Source organism: Blautia sp. AF19-13LB (assembly GCF_003479105.1).
GTDB classification, from domain to species: domain Bacteria; phylum Bacillota; class Clostridia; order Lachnospirales; family Lachnospiraceae; genus Fusicatenibacter; species Fusicatenibacter saccharivorans.
Genome location: NZ_QUGO01000006.1, coordinates 40,010 through 61,037, shown reverse-complemented (window position 1 = coordinate 61,037; position 21,028 = coordinate 40,010). Strand labels below are relative to the sequence as shown.

The window sequence follows — 21,028 nt, the reverse complement described above, 5'->3', positions numbered from 1 at the left end:
GGCATAAGCAGCTGACTTTTCAAAAATCAGAATCCGTTTGACCGGAGGATGCGAGGAGGAATTTGTATGAAGTTAATTGTTGCTGTATTACGGAAAGAGGACGAGGCAGACACCATTGCCGAGTTGAACAAAAAAGGCTTTTTTGTGACGGAGCTTGCCACGACCGGCGGTTTCCTGAAGGAGAAGAACACAACACTGCTGATCGGAACCGATGATCATAAGCTCGACGCTGTGCTTGCGATCTTAAAACAGGAAGCAGGGCTTCGGAAAACAGTTACCTATGCGGCCACCCCGATGGAAAGCGGAAACTTCTGCCCGGGCGGAAATTACTCTGTTCCGATTGATACCCAGACAGGAGGCTGTACTGTGTTTGTGCTGAACATGGAACAGCTGGAAAAATTCTAAGACTCTAAAGATTTTTAAATTCCGGCATATGATTCTGGTAGTGGAGCGGCAGATGCGTACGCTGACAGTCGGGATTGGAACGCTCTTTGATGGCAATTGCGGTGAAAAATCCTTTCCAGAGTTCTTCGTAAGGATCCAAAGTGGATTCCGTGAGGGAAAGGCGTTCTATTTCACCCGGAGAAAGACGGGTCAGATAAAAGGGCCGGTCAGCGGGATGCACGACGGCAAGCTGCCGGTTATCATCGAGAATCATCCAGTTTTCTGAGGGGAGCCGGTCAGAAAAATGGGGAGCGACCAGGGTCAGCACATTAGCTTTCGGGGAAATATGCGAGACCAGGATCGGAAAACCGGAGGAAATATTTGCAAAACGGATAAATTCCCGGAACGAATGCGCTTCATTTGTGACCTGACGGGAAACTTCAAAAGCGTGGAATACCGCCGGTTCCTGCAGCATATGCAGAGTATCCTTTCCATAGGAAAAGCCGTAGAGCAGAAAACGATAAATGATGTCGGGAGCGTCGCTTCTCTCGGACATTGCACAGAGATAGACGAGCCGCCAGGCTGCTGCGCCGATCTTCTTTTGAATGGATCGCGTGACGCTGGCGGCTTTTTCTGTGTCCGGCTCAACATGGCAGTAATCGCAGAACAGCTCCAGATTGCCGACTGGTTCCGTCATCAGCCGTACATTGCGGTAGCCGACACGGGAATTCCAGGCTTCATAGATGCAGGTCAGGATCGACGCAAGATCCGGGCTGCAGGTGTAAACAGTCATAATAAAATCCTTTCTGAAATCAATTGATACAGACAACAGCCTTCTGCAAAAAAGCGCAGATACAGCAAAAAGGCTTTTCCGTGAGAAGAACGCCCGGGATTATATATGCCCAGGTACGGCAGCATCAAACAGAGAAAGCTGCTGATACTGTTCCGGATGGGAAACCTCCCAGTTGGAGGCGGCTTCCTCTCCTGTGAGCTGCCGGGTCAGAAACTGCTGTTCCAGCCGCATGTGATACATCATTTTTCCCTCGCAGGTGATAAAATATTTGGCGCGTTTCAGCACCACACCGATCTTTTTCAGATGCTCAAAGGAAAGATGGGAGCTTCTGCGGCTCTTTACAATCCGCATGGCCGATTTCGGCCCGATGCCGGGAACGCGCAGAAGGTCGGCATACTCAGCCGTGTTGATTTCCACCGGAAACAGCTCCATATGGCGCAGTGCCCAGTCGCATTTCGGGTCGAGCTGTGCATGGAAGTTCGGGTGGGCTTCATCGAGCAGTTCATCCGCCTGAAAACCGTAGAAACGGAGCAGCCAGTCTGCCTGATAAAGGCGGTGTTCCCGAAGAAGCGGCGGCTTGGTTTCACGTGAGGGCAGGGCGGAATCCTCGTTGACCGGAATGTAGGCGGAGTAAAAGACGCGCTTCAGGTCATACTGCTGGTAGAGAAGCTGTGAGGTGGAGAGAAGCTGGTAATCGTTTTCCTTTGTCGCACCGATGATCATCTGCGTGCTCTGGCCGGCAGGAACGAAGGGAGCAGAGCGTTCCTTTTCCGGCAGCGACCGCGCGGAGGAAGAAGAGATCCAGCCCAGATCGGCAGCGGAGGCGGAAATCTGCTTTCGTGTATCGAAAATGGAGTGGGAGAGATAGCGGTTTCCCGAGGAACGCTCTAAAAAAGCACTTTTCCCTGCGGTCAGCCGGTAATCTACAATACCGGACTGGATCTGGCGCATGGGTTTTAAAATCGCTTTCTGTGTCTTCTGCGGGGCCAGTTTCTGCAGCCCTTCTCCGGTCGGGAGTTCCAGATTGACGCTCATGCGGTCGGCGAGATAGCCGGTCTTTTCGATCAGCTCGGCGGGTGCGCCCGGGATAGCTTTGACGTGGATGTAGCCGTTAAAGCGGTAACGATTACGTAAAAGATGCAGAGTGCGGTACATGAGCTCCATCGTATGGGCAGGATTTTTGCAGACGGCGGAACTTAAAAAGAGTCCCTCAATATAGTTTCGGCGATAAAATTCCGTGACGAGTGTACAGACCTCCTCCGGTGTAAACGTGGCGCGCTGCCGGTCATTCCCGGCGCGGTTGACGCAGTATTTACAGTCGTAGATACAGTCGTTGCTCTGCAGAATTTTCAACAGAGAGATACAGCGTCCGTCGGAAGAAAAGCTGTGGCAGATACCGCAGGAGACCGAATTGCCGAGATGTCCCTGTTTTCCGGCACGGTTCACACCGCTGGAAGTGCACGCAACGTCGTATTTGGCCGCGTCAGCGAGAAGATTCAGCTTCTCGGAGAGAGAAAGTGTTTGTGATGATAACTGCATGGCAGAAAAATTCCTTTCTATGTCCAAATGAATACGAATAAAAGTAAAACAATAAGATAACAGGTATTTTATAAAAAGAACAACTGTTCGATAAAAGAAGTGTAACACAAATCGAACGAATGTTCAAGAGGAAAAATGAAAATAGTACAAGAAAATACTGGAAGAAAAGAAACAGAATTCGATCCGGAAAAACGTGAACAGGAAACAGCAGGGAAAATTTCTGTTAGAAAAAAGTTATACAAAAACAGCCGCACAGATCGGAAAAACAAATCTGTGCGGCTGTAAGCCAAATTTTATGGAATTGAAACGGAAGCAGAGCCGTTTACGCCAAAAGCGCCCCAATTGCCCCGAATACGCCGGAACTTGCAAGCAGCATGATGACGCTTGCAAGGAGAACACCGCCCATGATGGCGAGAACGCTGGTCTTAAAGTCCATATCGAGGATACTTGCGGCCAGTGTGCCGGTCCATGCGCCGGTTCCCGGGAGCGGGATGCCGACGAAGAGCAGCAGGGCGAGCGGAAGTCCGCGGCCGGCTTTTGCTTTCAGTTTTTCCCCGCCTTTTTCGCCTTTTTCCAGACACCAGGTGAAGAACTTTCCGATATACTTTTTATCACATCCCCAGACAAGAACCTTTCGAGCGAACAGGAAAATAACCGGAACCGGAAGCATATTTCCGATGACGGCGATCAGATAGGCCGGAAGCGTCGGAATATGGAAAGCTACCGCGTACGGAATCGCACCACGCAGCTCGATGAGCGGAACCATGGAAATCAAAAATACAATCAGATATTTGGTAATCATATACACCTCTCGTTTTTTGCAAAATGTTATCGTTTCTTAGTGCAACGCTCTTATTGTAGCGTGATGCCCGCCATTTGTCCAGTATAAAAAGAAAGAAAGGAGCGGGAGTAAAAGAAATCTTAAGAATTTCTGCATTTTTGTATAATTTTATAACTTTCAAAATTTGAATTTTAGAAAACGGTATGTTAGAATGAAGTGTACTGTTTGCAAAAGAACAGCAGAGATGCCCCCAATGACAGGGGGCGTGGACTGAAATAACAAACGAGGAGGACCCACCTATGATTGCACTGATCGATTATGATGCCGGAAATATAAAAAGCGTGGAAAAAGCCTTTCAAAGCCTTGGAAAAGAGGTTGTACTGACCAGGGATCCAGACGTGTTAAAACGCGCAGATCACGTCGTTCTGCCGGGTGTCGGCAGCTTTGGAGATGCGATGGAAAATCTGAACCGCTATCATCTGGTGCCGGTTATTCATGAAATCGTAGAAAAAGGGACTCCGTTTCTTGGAATCTGTCTCGGGCTTCAGATCCTGTTTGAACGCAGCGAAGAGAGCCCGGGCGTTGCAGGCCTTGGTCTGTTAAAAGGAGAAATTCTCCGGATTCCGGACAAAGAGGGCTTAAAGATTCCGCACATGGGCTGGAATTCCATCCATCTGCAGAACGGTGGACGCTTATTCAAAGGCATCCCGCAGGAATCGTATGTTTACTTTGTCCACTCCTACTATCTGAAAGCAGAAGAGGAGGAAATTGTAAAAGCAACGACAGAGTACAGTACACACATCCATGCATCTGTGGAAAAAGAAAATCTGTTCGCCTGCCAGTTCCACCCGGAAAAGAGCTCAGATCTTGGGCTTGCCATTCTGAAAAATTTTGCGGAAATTGGAGAGGAGGACTGACGGATGTTTACAAAACGAATTATCCCATGCCTGGATGTAAAAAACGGAAGAGTCGTAAAAGGCGTTAATTTCGTCGATTTAAAAGATGCCGGTGACCCGGTGGAGATCGCAAAAGCGTACGACAAGGCAGGAGCCGATGAAGTTGTTTTTCTTGATATCACTGCTTCCTCCGATCAGAGAGGAACCGTCGTTGATATGGTACGCAAAGTAGCAGCAAACGTTTTTATCCCATTCACCGTTGGCGGCGGAATCCGTACCGTGGATGATTTCAAGATGCTGCTCCGCGAAGGAGCCGATAAAATCTCGATCAACTCCTCTGCCATCAACAATCCGCAGCTCATCCACGACGCGGCACAGAAATTCGGCAGCCAGTGCGTGGTCGTTGCGATCGATGCAAAGAAAAGAGCGGACGGAAGCGGCTGGAATATCTATAAAAACGGCGGCCGCATTGATGTCGGCATCGATGCCGTTGCGTGGGCAAAAAAAGCAGAAAGCCTTGGCGCCGGAGAAATCCTGCTCACCAGCATGGACTGTGACGGAACAAAGGCAGGGTATGATATTGAGCTGACAAGAACCATCGCAGAAAGTGTCGGCATTCCGGTCATCGCATCCGGCGGCGCAGGAACGCTGGAGCATTTCTATGACGCTTTAACCGAAGGAAAAGCCGATGCCGCACTTGCCGCATCTCTGTTCCACTACAAAGAACTGGAAATTCGTGAAGTCAAAGAATATCTGGCAGGCCGCAATGTGCCGGTCCGCCTGTAAAAGGAAGGGAGAAAACGATATGCCGCCTCTTAGCGGAAGCTGGGCCAATGCCCTGAAAGGAGAATTCTCCAAAGATTATTATAAAAAACTGTTTCAGACGGTGGGAGCGGAGTACAAAACCCGCACTATTTACCCGCCGGCTGATGATATTTTCAATGCGTTCCACTTTACCCCGCTCGAGCAGGTAAAAGTGGTCATCTTAGGCCAGGATCCGTACCACGAGCCGGGACAGGCGCACGGACTCTGCTTTTCCGTAAAACCGGAAGTAGACATTCCGCCGTCTCTGGTCAATATTTACAAGGAACTCGAAGACGATCTGGGATGCTACATCCCGAACAACGGTTATCTCGAAAAATGGGCACGGCAGGGTGTTCTGATGCTGAACACGGTGCTGACTGTGCGTGCGCATCAGGCAAATTCCCACAAGGAAATCGGCTGGGAGCAGTTCACGGACGCGGCAATCAAAGTGCTCGCCGGGCAGGACCGCCCGATGGTATTCATCCTCTGGGGACGTCCCGCACAGCGCAAAAAAGAGATGATCCACAATCCGAAACATCTGGTGCTGATGTCCGCTCATCCGAGTCCGCTCTCTGCATACCGTGGATTTTTCGGCAGCCATCCGTTTTCCAGAACAAACGAATATCTGGAAGAAAACGGTCTTGCGCCGATTGACTGGCAGATCGAAAATGTAATACGGGAGCAAAAGCATGAGTAAAAAGAAAAATACATTATTGAGAAATACTTCTATTTTAATGGCGGCAACGATTATCTCACGTGTGATCGGTCTTTTATACCGGTCACCGCTCGGCGAAACGATTGGAAATGAGGGACTTGGCTATTACAGTACGGCGAGTAATCTGTATACGATTCTGCTTCTGATCTCCTCCTATAGTATTCCGATGGCAGTGTCAAAAATCGTATCCGAACGTCTGGCATTAAAAGAGTACCGAAATGCACATCGCGTGTTCCACGGTGCCCTTCTTTACGCCGTGATCGTAGGTGGAGTTGCTGCACTGGTGGCATTCTTTGGCGGGAAATTCCTTCTGCCGTATAACCAGCAGAATGCACTCCTCGCCCTGCGTGTATTGGCGCCGACGATCTTTTTCTCGGCTGTTCTCGGCGTTCTGCGTGGCTATTTCCAGGCCCACAGCACGATGATTCCGACCTCAATTTCACAGATCATCGAGCAGGTATTCAACGCCGCATTCAGTATTGGCGCCGCCTGGTTCTTCATCCAGCAGTTCGCGACAAACGATACCGAACATGCCAAATTCGGTGCCGCCGGCGGAACCCTCGGAACAGGAGCCGGTGTCCTGGCAGGCCTCTGCTTCATGTTGATTGTCTATGGCGTAAATCGGAAAACCATTCTGCGGAAAGTGGCAAAGGACACGCGCCACCGCGAAGAATCCTACCGCGAAATTTTTCAGGTTCTTTTTCTGATGGTAACACCGGTTATCTTTACGACCTTTATTTATAACTGCAACGCTTACCTGGACAATTACCTGTTCTTCACCATCCTCGGATGGCACGGAGAGAATCAGAAAGCACTGAATGCCGCATATGGAGAGTTTTCCAACTATTATGTTACCCTGATCAACGTCCCGCTTGCTATGGCAAGTGCATCCGCATCCGCGATGATGCCGGAGGTATCCTCGTGTTATGCGACCGGTGATCTCGATGAGGCAAACGACAAGATTCTTGAGACGATCCGTCTGACGATGTTCATCTCCATCCCGGCAGCTGTCGGTCTTGGCGTCCTGGCATTCCCGATCACAGGAGTTCTGTTCCCGTCAAGCTCGAGCCTTTCCGGCAAACTGTTGATGATGGGTGCAGTCTCAGTTGTGTTTTCGGCACTGTCCACCATTACCAACAGCGTCCTGCAGTCCATCGGCCAGCAGAAAAAAGCCCTGCACAACGCTGCCATTTCCCTTGGAATGGATCTTGCCATCCTGGCTTTGATTCTCGCAGTCTTCCCGAAGACAAATATCTATGCTGTTGTCTTTGCGGGAATCCTGTTTTCCTTAAGCATGTGCATACTAAATAATCTATCAATCCGCAAACACTTGAATTTCCGCAACGAATTCAAAAACACCTATGTAAAACCATTGATTGCAGCTGCAATCATGGGCGTCGTAACCTGGGTTGTTTACTATGGGCTCTTTGCCATCACCAAACGCCCATCCATCAGCATGCTGATCGCAATCCTGATTGCAATTGTTGTATATTTGATTGCTTTTGTGGTTGTAACCGGGACAACCGAGGCCGAAATGCGCCGCATGCCAATGGGAACAAAACTGGTAAAGGTTCTCCGTATCCTGCGGATTTACCGCTAAAACCAATAGAAAAGGCGGTCAGAGTTTTTCGACTCTGACCGCCTTTTCGGTTAACTGAATCAAGCAAATAGCAAAGCGGATTGCGAATATCCGCTTTGCTTGAAACTATGTAAATTTACACGTCTTTTTCTTCACGCAATTTCTGCTTCAGATTCTTATTTGCAGTAGAAAGCATCAGTTTAATACGGTTCAGCTGATTCACCTCCGAAGCACCGGGATCGTAGTCGACAGCCACGATATTTGCCTTCGGATACTCCTTACGGATTGCCTTAATCACACCCTTACCAACAATGTGGTTCGGCAGGCATGCAAACGGCTGGATACAGACGATGTTGTAAACATCACTGTGAATCAGCTCCATCATCTCGCCCGTCAGGAACCATCCCTCACCGGTCTGGTTACCACAGGATACAATCGGGGAAGCATATTTTGCCAGATCCCGCACATCGGCCGGTGGATCAAAATGCTCACTCTTCTTGAACTCCGCAACCGCCGCACTGCGCAGCCAATTGATCAGTTTAATACCGGTATTTCCCAGCATCGAAGAACTTTTTTTGAATCCCAGGTGCTCTACCTTGAAGTTCGTATTGTAGAAGCAGTAACAGAAGAAGTCGATCAGATCCGGGACAACCGGTTCCGCGCCTTCACTCTCAAGCAGCTCCGCCAGATGGTTGTTAGCCGCCGGAAGGAACTTAACAAGAATCTCGCCGACAATACCGACACGCGGTTTCTTTTCATCGGTGATCGGAATGTGGTCGAAATCGCGAATCATCGTGCGGCAGATCTGTTTGAAGCGGGTATGGCTTAAGCGTTTTGCTGAAATAAAATCAATACAGATCTTTTCCCATTTCTGATGAATCCGGTCTGTTGTACCCTTCTTCTGCTCATAAGGACGCATCCGGTAAATACATTTCATCATGATATCGCCGAATTCTGCCGCATAGCAGAGACGGATCGCAAGATCCGGTGTAATCTTAAAGCCCGGATTTTCTTCCAGACCGCTTAAGTTAATGGAGATTACCGGAATCTGTGTCATATCGGCTTTCTCCAGGGCACGGCGGATAAATCCGATATAGTTCGAAGCACGGCAGCCGCCGCCGGTCTGGCTCATGATGACAGCCACTTTGTTCAGGTCATACTTGCCGGAGAGCAGCGCCTGCATAATCTGTCCGACTACCATCAGAGACGGATAGCAGGCATCGTTGTTAACGTATTTCAGTCCGACATCAACCGCCTCTTTGTTGTCGTTCGGAAGCACTTCCAGATTGTATCCGGCTGCGTTGAACGCCGGCTGCAGAATCGAGAAGTGGATCGGTGACATCTGCGGGCAGAGGATGGTGTAGTCTTTCCGCATTTCTTTCGTGAAGACCGGTTTCTGGATCGAGGACGGAAGAATCTCGCGTACCGCCTGTTTCCGGTCATGTGCACGGAGGGCAGCGAGCAGAGAGCGGACACGGATTCTGGCAGCGCCGAGGTTGTTGACCTCATCAATCTTCAGGCAGGTATAAATCTTGCCGCTTCTGGTCAGAATCTCATAAACCTCATCGGTGGTAACGGCGTCGAGACCGCAGCCGAACGAGTTCAGCTGAATCAGGTCAAGATCGTCGCGTGTCTTTACATAGTTTGCAGCTGCATACAGACGGGTGTGGTACATCCACTGGTCATTGACACGGAGCGGACGCTCGAGCGGTGCCAGATGGGAAACAGAGTCCTCCGTCAGCACGCACAGTCCGTAGGAGTTGATCATATCCGGGATACCGTGATGGATTTCTGGATCGATGTGGTACGGACGGCCGGCAAGCACGATGCCTCTGCGGCCGGTTTCTTTCATATACTGAAGCGTTTCCTCGCCTTTTTTCTGCATATCGCGTCTTGCAGCGCCAAGCTCTTCCCATCCGGCATGAACAGCAGCACGGACTTCATCCTCCGGCAGACCGGAGAACTCTTTGACAAGACCATCGGCAAGCACCTTTTCACTCGTAAACGCAAGGAACGGATTGCGGAACGTAATGGAATCGTCCTGCAGCTCGTCCACGTTGTTTTTGATATTTTCCGCATACGAGGTAACGATCGGGCAGTTGTAGTGGTTGATGGCTTCCGGGAACTCGGTGCGCTCGTACGGGATACACGGGTAGAAGATGAACTTCACACCGTGGCGTAAGAGCCAGGTCACATGGCCGTGCGCCAGTTTGGCCGGATAGCACTCGGATTCACTTGGAATCGACTCAATACCGAGCTCGTAGATCTTGCGGCTCGAGGTCGGAGAGAGTACCACGCGGTATTTCAGCCGCGTAAAGAAGGTGTACCAGAACGGATAATTCTCAAACATATTGAGGACTCTCGGAATGCCGACCTCTCCGCGGATCGCTTCATCCTGCGGCAGCGGCTGGTAGCCGAAGATCCGTTTGTATTTGTATTCGAACAGGTTCGGAATATGATCTTTGTTTTTCTCTTTTCCGATACCGCGCTCGCAGCGGTTTCCGCTGATGTACTGACGGCCGCCGGAGAATTTGTTGATGGTCAGACGGCAGCTGTTCGTACATCCCTTACAGTTTGCCATCGTGGTCGAATATTTCAGCTCGTTGATCTTTTCAATGGAGAGCATCGTGGTCTCCTGATCGGCGGAGTAGCGCTCTCTTGCGATCAGCGCCGCACCGAACGCACCCATGATGCCGGCGATGTCCGGGCGGATGGCTTCGCAGTTGGCGATCCGCTCAAAGCTTCGGAGAACAGCGTCGTTGTAGAATGTACCGCCCTGTACGACGATGTGGCGTCCCAGCTCGGTGGCATCCGAAACTTTAATTACCTTATATAATGCGTTTTTAATAACGGAGCAGGCAAGTCCGGCAGAAATATCGGCGACGGATGCGCCCTCTTTCTGCGCCTGTTTTACCTTGGAATTCATAAATACGGTACAGCGGGTACCAAGATCGATCGGGTGTTTTGCAAACAGCGCCTCATGCGCGAAATCCTGCACGCTGTAGTTCAGGGACTGCGCGAACGTCTCGATGAAGGAACCGCAGCCTGAGGAACATGCCTCGTTCAGCTGTACGCTGTCTACGGTGCCGTTTTTGATCTTGATGCACTTCATATCCTGGCCGCCGATGTCGAGAATACAGTCGACTTCCGGATCAAAGAATGCGGCAGCGTAATAATGGGAAATCGTCTCTACCTCACCCTCGTCCAGCATCAGTGCAGCTTTGATGAGCGCCTCGCCGTAACCGGTCGAACAGGACCAGGCGATCTGTGCGGAATCCGGCAGTTTGGAGTAGATCTCCTGGATCGCGCGGATCGATGTGCCGAGCGGATTTCCGTGGTTGTTGCTGTAGAAGGAATAGAGAAGAGCACCATCTTCGCCGACGAGAGCAGCTTTGGTCGTCGTGGAACCGGCATCAATACCGAGATAGCAGTTTCCTTCGTAGGTGGAAAGATCGGCGGTCACGACGTTGTTGACACTCTGGCGCGCCAGAAATTCGTCATACTCGGCCTGATCTTTAAACAGCGGCTCAAGACGGGCAACCTCAAAATCGATAGCAACTTTCTCTTCGAGCCGTTTTTTCAGTGCGAGAAGGGAAATTTCGGTTTTTCCGTCTGCATTCATCGCAGAACCGATGGCTGCAAACAGGTGGGAGTTGTCCGGTACGATTGTATGCTCGTCATCCAGTTTTAAGGTACGGACGAATGCTGTCTTTAATTCCGAGAGGAAGTGCAGCGGGCCGCCGAGAAAGGCAACGTGGCCGCGGATCGGTTTACCGCAGGCAAGACCAGAAATGGTCTGGTTGACAACTGCCTGGAAAATGGAAGCGGAAAGATCCTCTTTTGTTGCACCGTCGTTGATGAGCGGCTGGATATCGGTTTTTGCGAATACACCGCAGCGTGCTGCGATCGGATAAATCGCCTGGTAATGCTTCGCGTATTCGTTGAGTCCGGTTGCATCGGTCTGCAGAAGAGAAGCCATCTGGTCGATGAACGAACCGGTGCCGCCGGCGCAGATACCGTTCATACGCTGCTCCACATTGCCGCCTTCAAAATAGATGATCTTGGCATCCTCACCGCCGAGCTCGATGGCAACGTCGGTCTGCGGAGCGAGTGCTTTTAACGAAGTGGAAACCGCGATAACTTCCTGCGTGAACGGGATGCCGAGGTGGTTGGCAAGAGCAAGTCCGCCGGAACCAGTGATGACCGGCTGCAAGGTCAGTTCGCCCAGCTTTTCGTGTGCTTCCCCGAGCAGGTGGGCAAGGGTTTCCTGAATGTTTGCAAAATGGCGCTCGTAATCGGCAAAGAGAAGCTGGTTCTCTTCGTCGAGGATCGCAATTTTAACAGTGGTGGAACCGATGTCGATTCCGAGAGTATATTTTTTATCAGTCATGAATCAAACTCCTTTTATAATAAGAAACAATCTCAACACATTATACGACAAAAAATAAGGAAATACAATTGGAAAAAGGGCGATGTCTTATGAAAAAAGTATAAAGTCCTTGTGAAAAATGGAGAAACCAGGAGGGAAAAAGGCAGAAAAAAGAAAATTCAGGCATTGTCAAAAACAGATTTTGCCTGTATACTAAAAATAGTATGCCCTGCATGAAAACAGGAGGCAGGGATCATTGAGAAAGGATGAAAAGCGTTATGTATAAAATTCTGAAAATGGAAGGAAGAGCGAAGCGCGCCCATATGGAAACCGTGCACGGCAATATCGAGACGCCGGTATTCATGAATGTCGGAACTGCAGCAGCAATCAAGGGAGCTGTTTCCACCGAAGATCTCCAGCAGATCGGCACGCAGGTAGAACTTTCCAATACGTATCACCTCCATGTGCGCCCGGGAGATGAAGTCGTAAAGAAGATGGGCGGACTCCACAAATTCATGGTCTGGGACAAACCGATCCTGACCGATTCCGGCGGATTCCAGGTGTTTTCTCTGGCAGGCCTTCGGAAAATCAAGGAGGAGGGTGTCTATTTCCACTCGCACGTAGATGGAAGAAAGATCTTTATGGGACCGGAGGAGAGTATGCAGATCCAGTCCAACCTGGCTTCAACCATCGCGATGGCTTTCGACGAGTGCCCGTCTAGTGTGGCAGAGCGCCGTTATGTGCAAAACTCTGTCGACCGCACGGCGAGATGGCTGCAGCGATGCAAAAATAAGATGCAGGAGCTGAACCAGCGGGAAGACACGATCAACAAACATCAGCTTCTGTTCGGAATCAACCAGGGTGCGATTTATGAGGATATCCGCATTGACCATGCAAAACGGATTTCCGAGATGGATCTCGATGGCTATGCGGTCGGCGGCCTGGCAGTAGGAGAGAGCCACGAGGAGATGTATCATATTCTCGATGAAGTGGTTCCGCATCTGCCAAAAGAAAAACCGACATATCTGATGGGTGTCGGAACACCGGCCAATATTCTCGAGGGTGTAGAGCGCGGCGTTGATTTCTTCGACTGTGTATATCCGAGCCGGAACGGACGTCACGGTCACGTTTATACAAATCATGGAAAAATGAATTTGTTCAACCAGAAATACGAATTGGATCCGCGTCCGATCGAGGAAGGCTGCCAGTGCCCGGCGTGCCGTCACTACAGCAGAGCCTACATCCGTCATCTGCTGAAAGCAAAAGAGATGCTCGGCATGCGGCTCTGTGTTCTGCACAACCTGTATTTCTACAACAATATGATGACAGAAATCCGGACCGCGCTGGACGAGGGCAATTTTGCTTCCTACAAACGGGCAAAACTCGCAGGATTTGAGGAATACGACAAAAAGTAATCGGGAAAGTATGAAATCTTTGGAAAATATCCGAAAAAGACTTGCCCATCGGTTCCGGATTGTGTATTATGATAGGTGTGTCTAAAGAACGGGATGTACTCTCGAATAACAGGAGGAAAGAAAATGTTTTTAGCAACAACAACAGCAGCAAACAGCGGTGTGATGAGCACTGGTATGTTAATTATGTGGCTGGTCATCATGTTCGGTATGATGTATTTCTTAATGATCCGCCCGCAGAAAAAAGAGCAGAAAAAACTTCAGGCAATGCTGAATGACCTCGCAGTCGGCGATGCGGTCATCACGACAAGCGGTTTCTACGGCGTAGTCATCGATATCACAGACGACGATGTCATCGTAGAGTTCGGAAACAACAAAAACTGCCGTATCCCGATGCGTAAAACAGCCATTACAGAGGTTGAAAAACCGGAGACAGCAGTCGTTGAAGAAAAAACAGAAAAGAAAAAATAATTTTACACGGCGAAAAGCCAAGAAAAACGCAGGTATTCAAAAAAACGAATGCCTGCGTTTTTTCTGCCCCGAAACTTCTTCGGCGGAACACGGCGAAAAATGCCGCGTATTTTTCTTTTAAATGGCAAAAAAGCAAAAAGATTATTGCGTTTCGTCCGATACAAAGAAATTTCGTGTTGAAATTACCGGAAAAATGGCGTATAATTTAGAAATGCTATAGACGCAGAGAAAATAGAACGGTTTTTCAGCCGGAAGAAAAGAGGGAGAAAGATATGGAATACCGTATTGGATTAATTCACGGTGACGGAATCGGACCGGAAATTGTAAAGGAAGCAAAAAAAGTTCTGGACGCTGTCTGCGAGAAATATGGACATAAGTTTGAATATACCAACCTTCTGCTGGGCGGAGCCTCCATTGATGTGCACGGCGTGCCGCTGACAGATGAAACCATAGAAGAAGCAAAGAAATGCGACGCTGTCCTGATGGGCTCCATCGGAGGAGATGCAAAAACATCCCCATGGTACAAATTAAGCCCGGACAAGCGCCCGGAGGCAGGACTCTTAAAAATCCGGAAATCGTTAGGTCTGTTTGCAAACCTGCGTCCGGCTTACCTGTATCAGGAATTGAAAGATGCCTGCCCGTTAAAAGAAGAGATCATCGGCGAGGGCTTCGACATGCTGATTATGCGTGAACTGACCGGCGGCCTGTACTTTGGAGAGCGCAGCACTGTAGAAGAAAACGGCATCCGGAAAGCAACCGATACGCTGACCTACAGCGAGACCGAAATCCGCCGCATTGCAATCCGTGCATTCGACATCGCCATGAAGAGAAAGAAAAAAGTAACGAGCGTAGATAAAGCAAACGTTCTCGATTCCTCCCGTCTGTGGAGATCCGTGGTAGAGGATGTTGCAAAAGATTACCCGGAAGTTACCTTAGAGCATATGCTGGTCGACAACTGTGCGATGCAGATCGTCCACAATCCGTGCCAGTTTGACGTCGTTCTGACCGAGAACATGTTCGGAGATATTCTTTCCGATGAGGCAAGTATGGTAGCAGGCTCGATCGGAATGCTTTCTTCCGCCAGCCTGAACGAGACAAAATTTGGTCTGTACGAGCCAAGCCACGGCTCCGCACCGGACATCGCAGGAAAGAACATCGCAAACCCGATTGCAACGGTTCTGTCCGCAGCCATGATGCTCCGCTATTCCCTGGATCTCGATCAGGAGGCAGAGGCAGTCGAAAATGCTGTACAGAAAATTTTAAAAGACGGATACCGAACCGTAGACATTATGTCTGAGGGATGTACCCAGGTATCTACATCCGAAATGGGAGATCTGCTGGTAAAAGCACTGGCATAAAACTGTAAGATAAGAAAAGAGGAAAAAATCATGAGAAGTGATGCTGTAAAAAAAGGAATCGCACAGGCGCCACAGCGTTCTCTGATGCGTGCGCTGGGTCTGACCGAAGAAGAAATGAAAAAACCGCTCGTAGGAATCGTAAGCTCCTACAATGAGATCGTACCGGGCCATATGAACCTGGATAAAATTACAGAAGCTGTAAAAATGGGCGTTGCCATGGCAGGCGGAACACCGATCGTGTTCCCGGCCATTGCAGTCTGTGACGGTATTGCCATGGGCCACATCGGAATGAAATATTCCCTCGTTACCCGTGACCTGATCGCCGATTCCACCGAGTGTATGGCAATGGCTCACCAGTTTGATGCACTGGTATGTATCCCGAACTGTGATAAGAACGTACCTGGCCTTCTGATGGCAGCAGCAAGAGTCAATGTTCCGACCGTATTTGTCAGCGGCGGTCCGATGCTTGCCGGCCATGTAAAAGGTGAGAAGAGAAGTCTTTCCAGCATGTTCGAGGCGGTTGGATCCTACGCTGCCGGAACTATGACAGAGGAAGATGTTTATGATTTTGAGTGCAATGCATGCCCGACCTGTGGTTCCTGCTCCGGTATGTACACTGCAAACAGCATGAACTGCCTGACCGAGGTTCTCGGCATGGGCTTAAAAGGAAACGGAACGATTCCGGCCGTATATTCCGAGCGTCTGCGCCTGGCCAAGAGAGCCGGTATGCAGGTTATGGAGCTGTTAAAACAGAATATCCGTCCAAGAGACATTATGACAAAAGAAGCATTCTTAAATGCTCTGACCGTCGATATGGCACTTGGATGTTCCACCAACAGTATGCTGCATCTGCCGGCCATCGCGCATGAGGCAGGCGTAGAGCTGAATCCGGAGATGGCAAATGCCATCAGTGAGAAGACCCCGAACCTCTGCCATCTGGCTCCGGCAGGATACCACTACATCGAGGAGCTGAACGAGGCCGGCGGTGTTTATGCCGTTATGAACGAGCTGAATAAACTGGGACTTCTGCACACCGAGTGCATGACCGCAACCGGAAAGACCGTTGGCGAGAATATCAAAGGCTGTGTCAACAAAAACCCGGAGATCATCCGTCCGGTAGAAAATCCATACAGCAAGACCGGCGGTATTGCTGTCCTGAAAGGAAACCTGGCACCGGATACCGCAGTCGTCAAACGTTCTGCCGTTGTACCGGAGATGCAGGTTCACGAAGGACCGGCCAGAGTCTTCGACTGTGAGGAGGATGCCATCGAGGCAATCCGCGGCGGCAAGATTGTGGCAGGCGACGTTGTTGTCATCCGTTATGAGGGACCAAAGGGAGGTCCTGGTATGCGTGAGATGCTGAATCCGACCTCTGCGATTGCAGGTATGGGACTTGGCTCTTCCGTAGCTCTGATTACAGACGGCCGTTTCTCCGGCGCATCCCGCGGTGCATCCATCGGCCATGTCAGCCCTGAGGCAGCAGAAGGCGGTCCGATCGCGCTCGTTGAGGAAGGCGACCTGATCCGCATCAATATTCCGGAGCACAAGCTGGAGCTTGCCGTATCGGATGAAGAGCTGGCACGCAGAAAAGCTGCATGGACTCCGAGAGAGCCGAAAGTAACCACAGGCTATCTGAAACGCTACGCAAAGATGGTTTCCAGCGCAAATAAGGGAGCCATTCTGGAGTTCTAATAGAAAAAAATCATATCAGCCGTCCGAACGTGCATTTTCATCGGATGGCTGATTTCATACACAAAGCCAAAAGATAAGGAAGGAATCATACAGACATGGAATTAACTGGATCACAGATTGTTATTGAGTGCCTGAAGGAGCAGGGCGTGGACACCGTGTTCGGCTATCCGGGGGGAACGATTTTGAATATCTATGATGAGCTTTACCGTCATCCGGAAATCCACCACATCCTGACCTCCCACGAGCAGGGTGCTGCCCATGCGGCAGACGGGTATGCGCGTGCGACCGGAAAAACAGGCGTATGTATGGCAACAAGCGGCCCTGGTGCGACAAATCTTGTCACTGGAATTGCAACTGCCTACATGGATTCTACCCCGATGGTAGCCATCACCTGCAACGTAGGCAAGGCACTGCTTGGAAAAGACAGCTTTCAGGAGATTGACATTGCAGGCGTTGCGATGCCGATCACAAAATACAGCGTGATCGTAAAAGATATCACGGTTCTCGCAGACACGCTGCGCCGTGCGTTTTCGATTGCAAAGAGCGGAAGACCGGGCCCGGTTCTGGTGGATATCACGAAAGATGTCACGGCGGCAACGTATGAATATGAGCCAAAGACACCGGAAGCAATCGCACTGTCTACCGAAAAAATCACAGAAGAAGGACTGGATCACGTTGTATCTCTGATCCGGGAGTCGAAAAAACCGTATATTTTCGTGGGCGGCGGCAGCATCATCTCCGGTGCGGCCGAGGAAGTGCGTGAACTGGCACACCATATACAGGCGCCGGTCTGCGATACCCTGATGGGAAAAGGCGCTTTCCCGGGAACCGATCAGCTGTACACCGGCATGCTCGGTATGCACGGAACAAAAACATCGAACTATGGCGTGACGAAGTGCGACCTGCTGATCGTGCTCGGTGCAAGATTTTCCGATCGTGTCACCGGAAACGCCGCAAAATTTGCAAACAATGCAAAAATCGTTCAGATCGATGTAGATGCGGCAGAAATCAACAAGAATGTTGTTGTCGAGTCGAGCATCATCGGAGACGTCAAAGAAGTCTTAAAACGCCTGAATGCGAAGCTGGAGCCGATGCATCATGACGAGTGGATTGCCGAAATCGAGGCAATGAAAGAAAAATTCCCGTTAAAGCATGAAGAAGGCCTTACCGGACCGTTCGTGATCGAGGAGATCTATAAGGCAACCGACGGCCAGGCTGTCATCACGACCGATGTCGGACAGCATCAGATGTGGGCGGCGCAGTATTATCGGTATACGAGCCCGAGAACCCTTTTAACCTCCGGCGGTCTTGGAACCATGGGATTCGGTCTTGGAGCTGCCATGGGCGCCAAAATGGGACGCCCGGACAAAACCGTTATCAACATTGCAGGCGACGGCTGCTTCCGCATGAATATGAACGAACTGGCAACCCTTTCGAGACACAACATTCCGGTGATCGAAGTCGTTGTCAACAACCATGTACTCGGTATGGTACGCCAGTGGCAGACACTGTTCTATGGAAAACGGTATTCCAACACTGTTCTGCAGGATCAGGCGGACTTTGTCAAGGTTGCTGAGGCGCTCGGCGTAAAGGGCATCCGTGTGACGAAGAAAGAGGAAATGGGACCAGCCATCCGTGAGGCGATTGCGAGCGGAAAACCGGCACTGATCGACGTATGGATCGACTGCGATGAAAAAGTATTCCCGATGGTTCCGGCCGGAGCACCGATTGAGGATGTCTTCGATGCAGAGGATCTGGCAAAAAAGGAACAAGAAAAGGATTGACATATTTCTAACAAAGAGGTATCATAGTTTCAACGTGGTAAAGTAATACCGTATTACCATATGAATTGCAGACTTGTAAGAAAAACTGCAATACAGGTACAAACGATTACAAGGAAAACCACCGGCATAGGAACGGTGGTTTTCCAGTAATATAAAGTAGCAAGAGAAACAGGAGGATGAAAAATGAGCAGAGTTTATAATTTTTCCGCAGGACCGGCAGTTCTGCCAGAGGAAGTGTTGAAAGAAGCCCAGGAGGAAATGCTGGATTACCGCGGATGCGGCATGTCCGTCATGGAGATGAGCCACCGTTCCAAAGTATTCCAGAATATCATCGATGAGGCAGAAGCAGACCTTCGTGACCTGATGGGAATTCCGTCAAATTACAAAGTTCTGTTTCTTCAGGGCGGTGCCTCCCTGCAGTTTTCCATGATTCCGATGAACCTGATGAAAAACGGTGTCGCTGATTACATCGTAACGGGACAGTGGGCAAAGAAAGCATATGCAGAGGCGCAGAAATACGGAAAGGCAAACAAAATTGCCTCCTCTGAGGATAAAACATTTTCCTACATCCCGGACTGCAGCGATCTTCCGATCAGCCCGGATGCCGATTATGTTTATATCTGTGAAAACAACACCATTTACGGAACCAAATACAAAAAACTGCCGAATACCAAGGGCAAAACCCTGGTGGCAGATGTCTCCTCCTGTTTCCTCTCCGAACCTGTTAATGTCTCCGATTACGGCATCATCTACGGCGGTGTCCAGAAAAACATCGGACCTGCCGGAATGGTCATCTCCATTGTCCGTGACGATCTGATTACCGACGATGTCCTGCCGGGAACACCGACCATGATGAAATTTAAAACGCATGCAGATGCCGGCTCTCTGTATAACACGCCGAACTGCTACTGCATCTACATGTGCGGCAAAGTGTTCAAATGGCTGAAGAAAATGGGCGGACTGGAAGTCATGAAACAGCGCAACGAAGAAAAAGCAAAACTGCTGTATGATTTCCTGGATCAGAGCAAGCTCTTCAAAGGAACCGTTGTACCGGAAGACCGTTCTCTGATGAACGTTCCGTTTATCACCGGAAATGCAGATCTGGATGCCAAATTCGTCAAAGAGTCCAAAGAAGCCGGACTTGAGAACCTGAAAGGTCACCGTACCGTCGGCGGTATGCGTGCAAGCATCTACAATGCAATGTCGAAAGAAGGCGTAGAAGCACTCGTAGCCTTCATGAAAAAGTTCGAGGAGGAAAATCTCTAATGTTTCAGTATCATTGCTTAAATCCGATTGCAGGCGTAGGCCTTGCAAATTTTAATGAAAACTATCAGCAGAGTGAAAGCCTGGAGGGAGCCGATGCGGTTCTCGTCAGAAGTGCAGCCATGCACGGTATGGAGCTGCCGAAAAGTATTCTTGCCGTAGCAAGAGCAGGAGCCGGTGTCAACAACATTCCGCTTGCCGACTGCGCAGAGCAGGGTATCGTTGTATTCAACACACCGGGAGCCAATGCAAATGGCGTCAAAGAGCTGGTGCTTGCCGGCATGCTGCTTGCATCCCGCGATATCGCAGGCGGTATTGAGTGGGTGAAGAGCGACAAAGAAGACGGCGACATTGCAAAGACAGCAGAAAAACAGAAAAAGAAATTTGCCGGCTGTGAGATCAGCGGAAAGAAGCTCGGTATCATCGGACTTGGCGCGATCGGTCAGCTTGTAGCAAATGCAGCAACCCATCTTGGCATGGAAGTATACGGATACGATCCGTACATTTCTGTCGATGCGGCATGGAATCTGTCCCGTGACATTCATCATATCCAGAACGTGGAAGATATCTACCGTACCTGCGATTATATCACCATCCATGTTCCGCTGATGGACAGCACAAAAGGTATGATTAACAAGGCAGCGATCGATGAGATGAAAGACGGCGTGGTTCTTCTGAACTATGCAAGAGACCTCCTGGTTGATGAGGATGCTGTTCTGGAAGCATTAAAGGCCGGAAAAATGAAAAAATATGTGACTGACTTTGCGAACCCGAAGGTAGTCGGCGCAGAGGGAACCATCGTTACTCCGCATCTTGGAGCATCGACCAAAGAATCCGAAGATAACTGTGCTGTCATGGCAGTTAAAGAAATCCGTGATTTTCTGGAGAACGGAAACATCAAAAACTCCGTCAACTTCCCGAACTGTGATATGGGTGTATGCACAGGAGCAGGCCGTGTGACCATCTGCCATAAGAATATTCCTGGTATGCTGGGTGCATTTACCACCGTTATGGGTAACGCCGGTGTCAACATTAGCGACATGACAAACAAAGGTAAAGGCGATTACGCTTACACCATGATGGATCTGGAAAGCGAAGCAACAGAAGAGATCGTAAAAGCGCTGGAAGCAGTAGACGGCGTGTTAAGGGTTCGTATTATTAAATAAAGAAACAGCCATCCGAAAGAAA

Annotated in this window: 16 protein-coding genes; 12 read left to right on the top strand and 4 right to left on the bottom strand. The window is 49.9% G+C overall.

Translation table 11 applies throughout. The features are described from left to right. Positions 1 to 66: 66 nt before the first annotated feature. A complete protein-coding gene (locus DWX32_RS07675; protein ID WP_055227503.1) occupies positions 67 to 405 on the top strand; it encodes a cyclic-di-AMP receptor in 339 nt (112 codons plus the stop codon). A gap of 4 nt (positions 406 to 409) precedes the next feature. On the opposite strand, the gene DWX32_RS07670 is transcribed toward DWX32_RS07675, so the two are convergent. The 3 genes from DWX32_RS07670 to DWX32_RS07660 all read right to left on the bottom strand — a co-directional run bounded on the left by DWX32_RS07670 (position 410) and on the right by DWX32_RS07660 (position 3,518). Continuing rightward, entirely contained in the window at positions 410 to 1,177 is a 768-nt protein-coding gene (locus DWX32_RS07670; RefSeq protein ID WP_118659571.1) for a TIGR03915 family putative DNA repair protein, read from the bottom strand. A 99-nt stretch (positions 1,178 to 1,276) separates the two neighbouring features. Then, on the bottom strand, positions 1,277 to 2,716 hold the full coding sequence (locus tag DWX32_RS07665; RefSeq protein WP_055265409.1) for a putative DNA modification/repair radical SAM protein: 1,440 nt from the start codon (positions 2,714 to 2,716) through the stop codon (positions 1,277 to 1,279). 322 nt (positions 2,717 to 3,038) lie between these two features. Further along, positions 3,039 to 3,518, bottom strand: a complete 480-nt coding sequence (locus tag DWX32_RS07660; RefSeq protein ID WP_055265411.1) for a COG2426 family protein — start codon at positions 3,516 to 3,518, stop codon at positions 3,039 to 3,041. 278 nt (positions 3,519 to 3,796) lie between these two features. Here DWX32_RS07660 and hisH point away from each other — a divergent pair, with 278 nt between their 5' ends. Genes hisH through DWX32_RS07640 form a run of 4 tightly spaced genes read left to right on the top strand, consistent with a single transcriptional unit; the run spans position 3,797 to position 7,512 of the window. Continuing rightward, complete coding sequence (gene hisH / locus DWX32_RS07655; RefSeq protein WP_055265413.1) at positions 3,797 to 4,414, top strand: imidazole glycerol phosphate synthase subunit HisH; 618 nt, start codon at positions 3,797 to 3,799, stop codon at positions 4,412 to 4,414. 3 nt (positions 4,415 to 4,417) lie between these two features. Further along, a complete protein-coding gene (gene hisF / locus DWX32_RS07650; protein WP_055265415.1) occupies positions 4,418 to 5,179 on the top strand; it encodes an imidazole glycerol phosphate synthase subunit HisF in 762 nt (253 codons plus the stop codon). A gap of 19 nt (positions 5,180 to 5,198) precedes the next feature. Then, complete coding sequence (locus DWX32_RS07645; RefSeq protein ID WP_055265417.1) at positions 5,199 to 5,894, top strand: uracil-DNA glycosylase; 696 nt, start codon at positions 5,199 to 5,201, stop codon at positions 5,892 to 5,894. Then, positions 5,887 to 7,512 (top strand): putative polysaccharide biosynthesis protein, encoded by a 1,626-nt coding sequence (locus DWX32_RS07640; protein WP_117801686.1) that lies wholly within the window; start codon positions 5,887 to 5,889, stop codon positions 7,510 to 7,512. Before DWX32_RS07645 ends, DWX32_RS07640 begins: the two co-directional genes overlap by 8 nt. A gap of 115 nt (positions 7,513 to 7,627) precedes the next feature. Here the strand turns inward: DWX32_RS07640 and DWX32_RS07635 are convergent, their stop codons facing one another. After that, entirely contained in the window at positions 7,628 to 11,881 is a 4,254-nt protein-coding gene (locus DWX32_RS07635) for a 2-hydroxyacyl-CoA dehydratase (RefSeq protein ID WP_118659569.1), read from the bottom strand. 257 nt (positions 11,882 to 12,138) lie between these two features. On the opposite strand from DWX32_RS07635, the gene tgt reads away from it, so the two are divergent. The 7 genes from tgt (at position 12,139) to DWX32_RS07600 (ending at position 21,006) form a co-directional block, all read left to right on the top strand. Then, positions 12,139 to 13,275 (top strand): tRNA guanosine(34) transglycosylase Tgt, encoded by a 1,137-nt coding sequence (tgt, locus tag DWX32_RS07630; protein ID WP_118659634.1) that lies wholly within the window; start codon positions 12,139 to 12,141, stop codon positions 13,273 to 13,275. A gap of 123 nt (positions 13,276 to 13,398) precedes the next feature. After that, positions 13,399 to 13,743 (top strand): preprotein translocase subunit YajC, encoded by a 345-nt coding sequence (yajC, locus tag DWX32_RS07625; protein ID WP_117509198.1) that lies wholly within the window; start codon positions 13,399 to 13,401, stop codon positions 13,741 to 13,743. 272 nt (positions 13,744 to 14,015) lie between these two features. Continuing rightward, positions 14,016 to 15,101 (top strand): 3-isopropylmalate dehydrogenase, encoded by a 1,086-nt coding sequence (gene leuB, locus DWX32_RS07620; protein ID WP_117801683.1) that lies wholly within the window; start codon positions 14,016 to 14,018, stop codon positions 15,099 to 15,101. A 30-nt stretch (positions 15,102 to 15,131) separates the two neighbouring features. Further along, positions 15,132 to 16,793, top strand: coding sequence for a dihydroxy-acid dehydratase (ilvD, locus tag DWX32_RS07615; protein ID WP_117801682.1), 1,662 nt, complete (start codon positions 15,132 to 15,134; stop codon positions 16,791 to 16,793). A 95-nt stretch (positions 16,794 to 16,888) separates the two neighbouring features. Further along, a complete protein-coding gene (gene ilvB, locus DWX32_RS07610) occupies positions 16,889 to 18,577 on the top strand; it encodes a biosynthetic-type acetolactate synthase large subunit (RefSeq protein ID WP_118659567.1) in 1,689 nt (562 codons plus the stop codon). A 183-nt stretch (positions 18,578 to 18,760) separates the two neighbouring features. Further along, positions 18,761 to 19,843 carry a 3-phosphoserine/phosphohydroxythreonine transaminase gene (gene serC / locus DWX32_RS07605; RefSeq protein ID WP_118640254.1) on the top strand — a complete coding sequence of 361 codons (1,083 nt, stop codon included), beginning with the start codon at positions 18,761 to 18,763 and terminating at the stop codon, positions 19,841 to 19,843. Then, the gene (locus DWX32_RS07600) at positions 19,843 to 21,006 is read left to right on the top strand and encodes a phosphoglycerate dehydrogenase (protein ID WP_118640255.1); all 1,164 of its coding nucleotides are present in this window, start codon (positions 19,843 to 19,845) and stop codon (positions 21,004 to 21,006) included. Before serC ends, DWX32_RS07600 begins: the two co-directional genes overlap by 1 nt. The last annotated feature ends 22 nt before the right edge of the window (positions 21,007 to 21,028 follow it).

Coding starts and splice junctions, on each gene's coding strand:
- DWX32_RS07675 (WP_055227503.1), top strand. CDS start 67: ATGAAGTTAATTGTTGCTGTATTACGGAAAGAGGACGAGGCAGACACC.
- DWX32_RS07670 (WP_118659571.1), bottom strand. CDS start 1,177: ATGACTGTTTACACCTGCAGCCCGGATCTTGCGTCGATCCTGACCTGC.
- DWX32_RS07665 (WP_055265409.1), bottom strand. CDS start 2,716: ATGCAGTTATCATCACAAACACTTTCTCTCTCCGAGAAGCTGAATCTT.
- DWX32_RS07660 (WP_055265411.1), bottom strand. CDS start 3,518: ATGATTACCAAATATCTGATTGTATTTTTGATTTCCATGGTTCCGCTC.
- hisH (WP_055265413.1), top strand. CDS start 3,797: ATGATTGCACTGATCGATTATGATGCCGGAAATATAAAAAGCGTGGAA.
- hisF (WP_055265415.1), top strand. CDS start 4,418: ATGTTTACAAAACGAATTATCCCATGCCTGGATGTAAAAAACGGAAGA.
- DWX32_RS07645 (WP_055265417.1), top strand. CDS start 5,199: ATGCCGCCTCTTAGCGGAAGCTGGGCCAATGCCCTGAAAGGAGAATTC.
- DWX32_RS07640 (WP_117801686.1), top strand. CDS start 5,887: ATGAGTAAAAAGAAAAATACATTATTGAGAAATACTTCTATTTTAATG.
- DWX32_RS07635 (WP_118659569.1), bottom strand. CDS start 11,881: ATGACTGATAAAAAATATACTCTCGGAATCGACATCGGTTCCACCACT.
- tgt (WP_118659634.1), top strand. CDS start 12,139: ATGTATAAAATTCTGAAAATGGAAGGAAGAGCGAAGCGCGCCCATATG.
- yajC (WP_117509198.1), top strand. CDS start 13,399: ATGTTTTTAGCAACAACAACAGCAGCAAACAGCGGTGTGATGAGCACT.
- leuB (WP_117801683.1), top strand. CDS start 14,016: ATGGAATACCGTATTGGATTAATTCACGGTGACGGAATCGGACCGGAA.
- ilvD (WP_117801682.1), top strand. CDS start 15,132: ATGAGAAGTGATGCTGTAAAAAAAGGAATCGCACAGGCGCCACAGCGT.
- ilvB (WP_118659567.1), top strand. CDS start 16,889: ATGGAATTAACTGGATCACAGATTGTTATTGAGTGCCTGAAGGAGCAG.
- serC (WP_118640254.1), top strand. CDS start 18,761: ATGAGCAGAGTTTATAATTTTTCCGCAGGACCGGCAGTTCTGCCAGAG.
- DWX32_RS07600 (WP_118640255.1), top strand. CDS start 19,843: ATGTTTCAGTATCATTGCTTAAATCCGATTGCAGGCGTAGGCCTTGCA.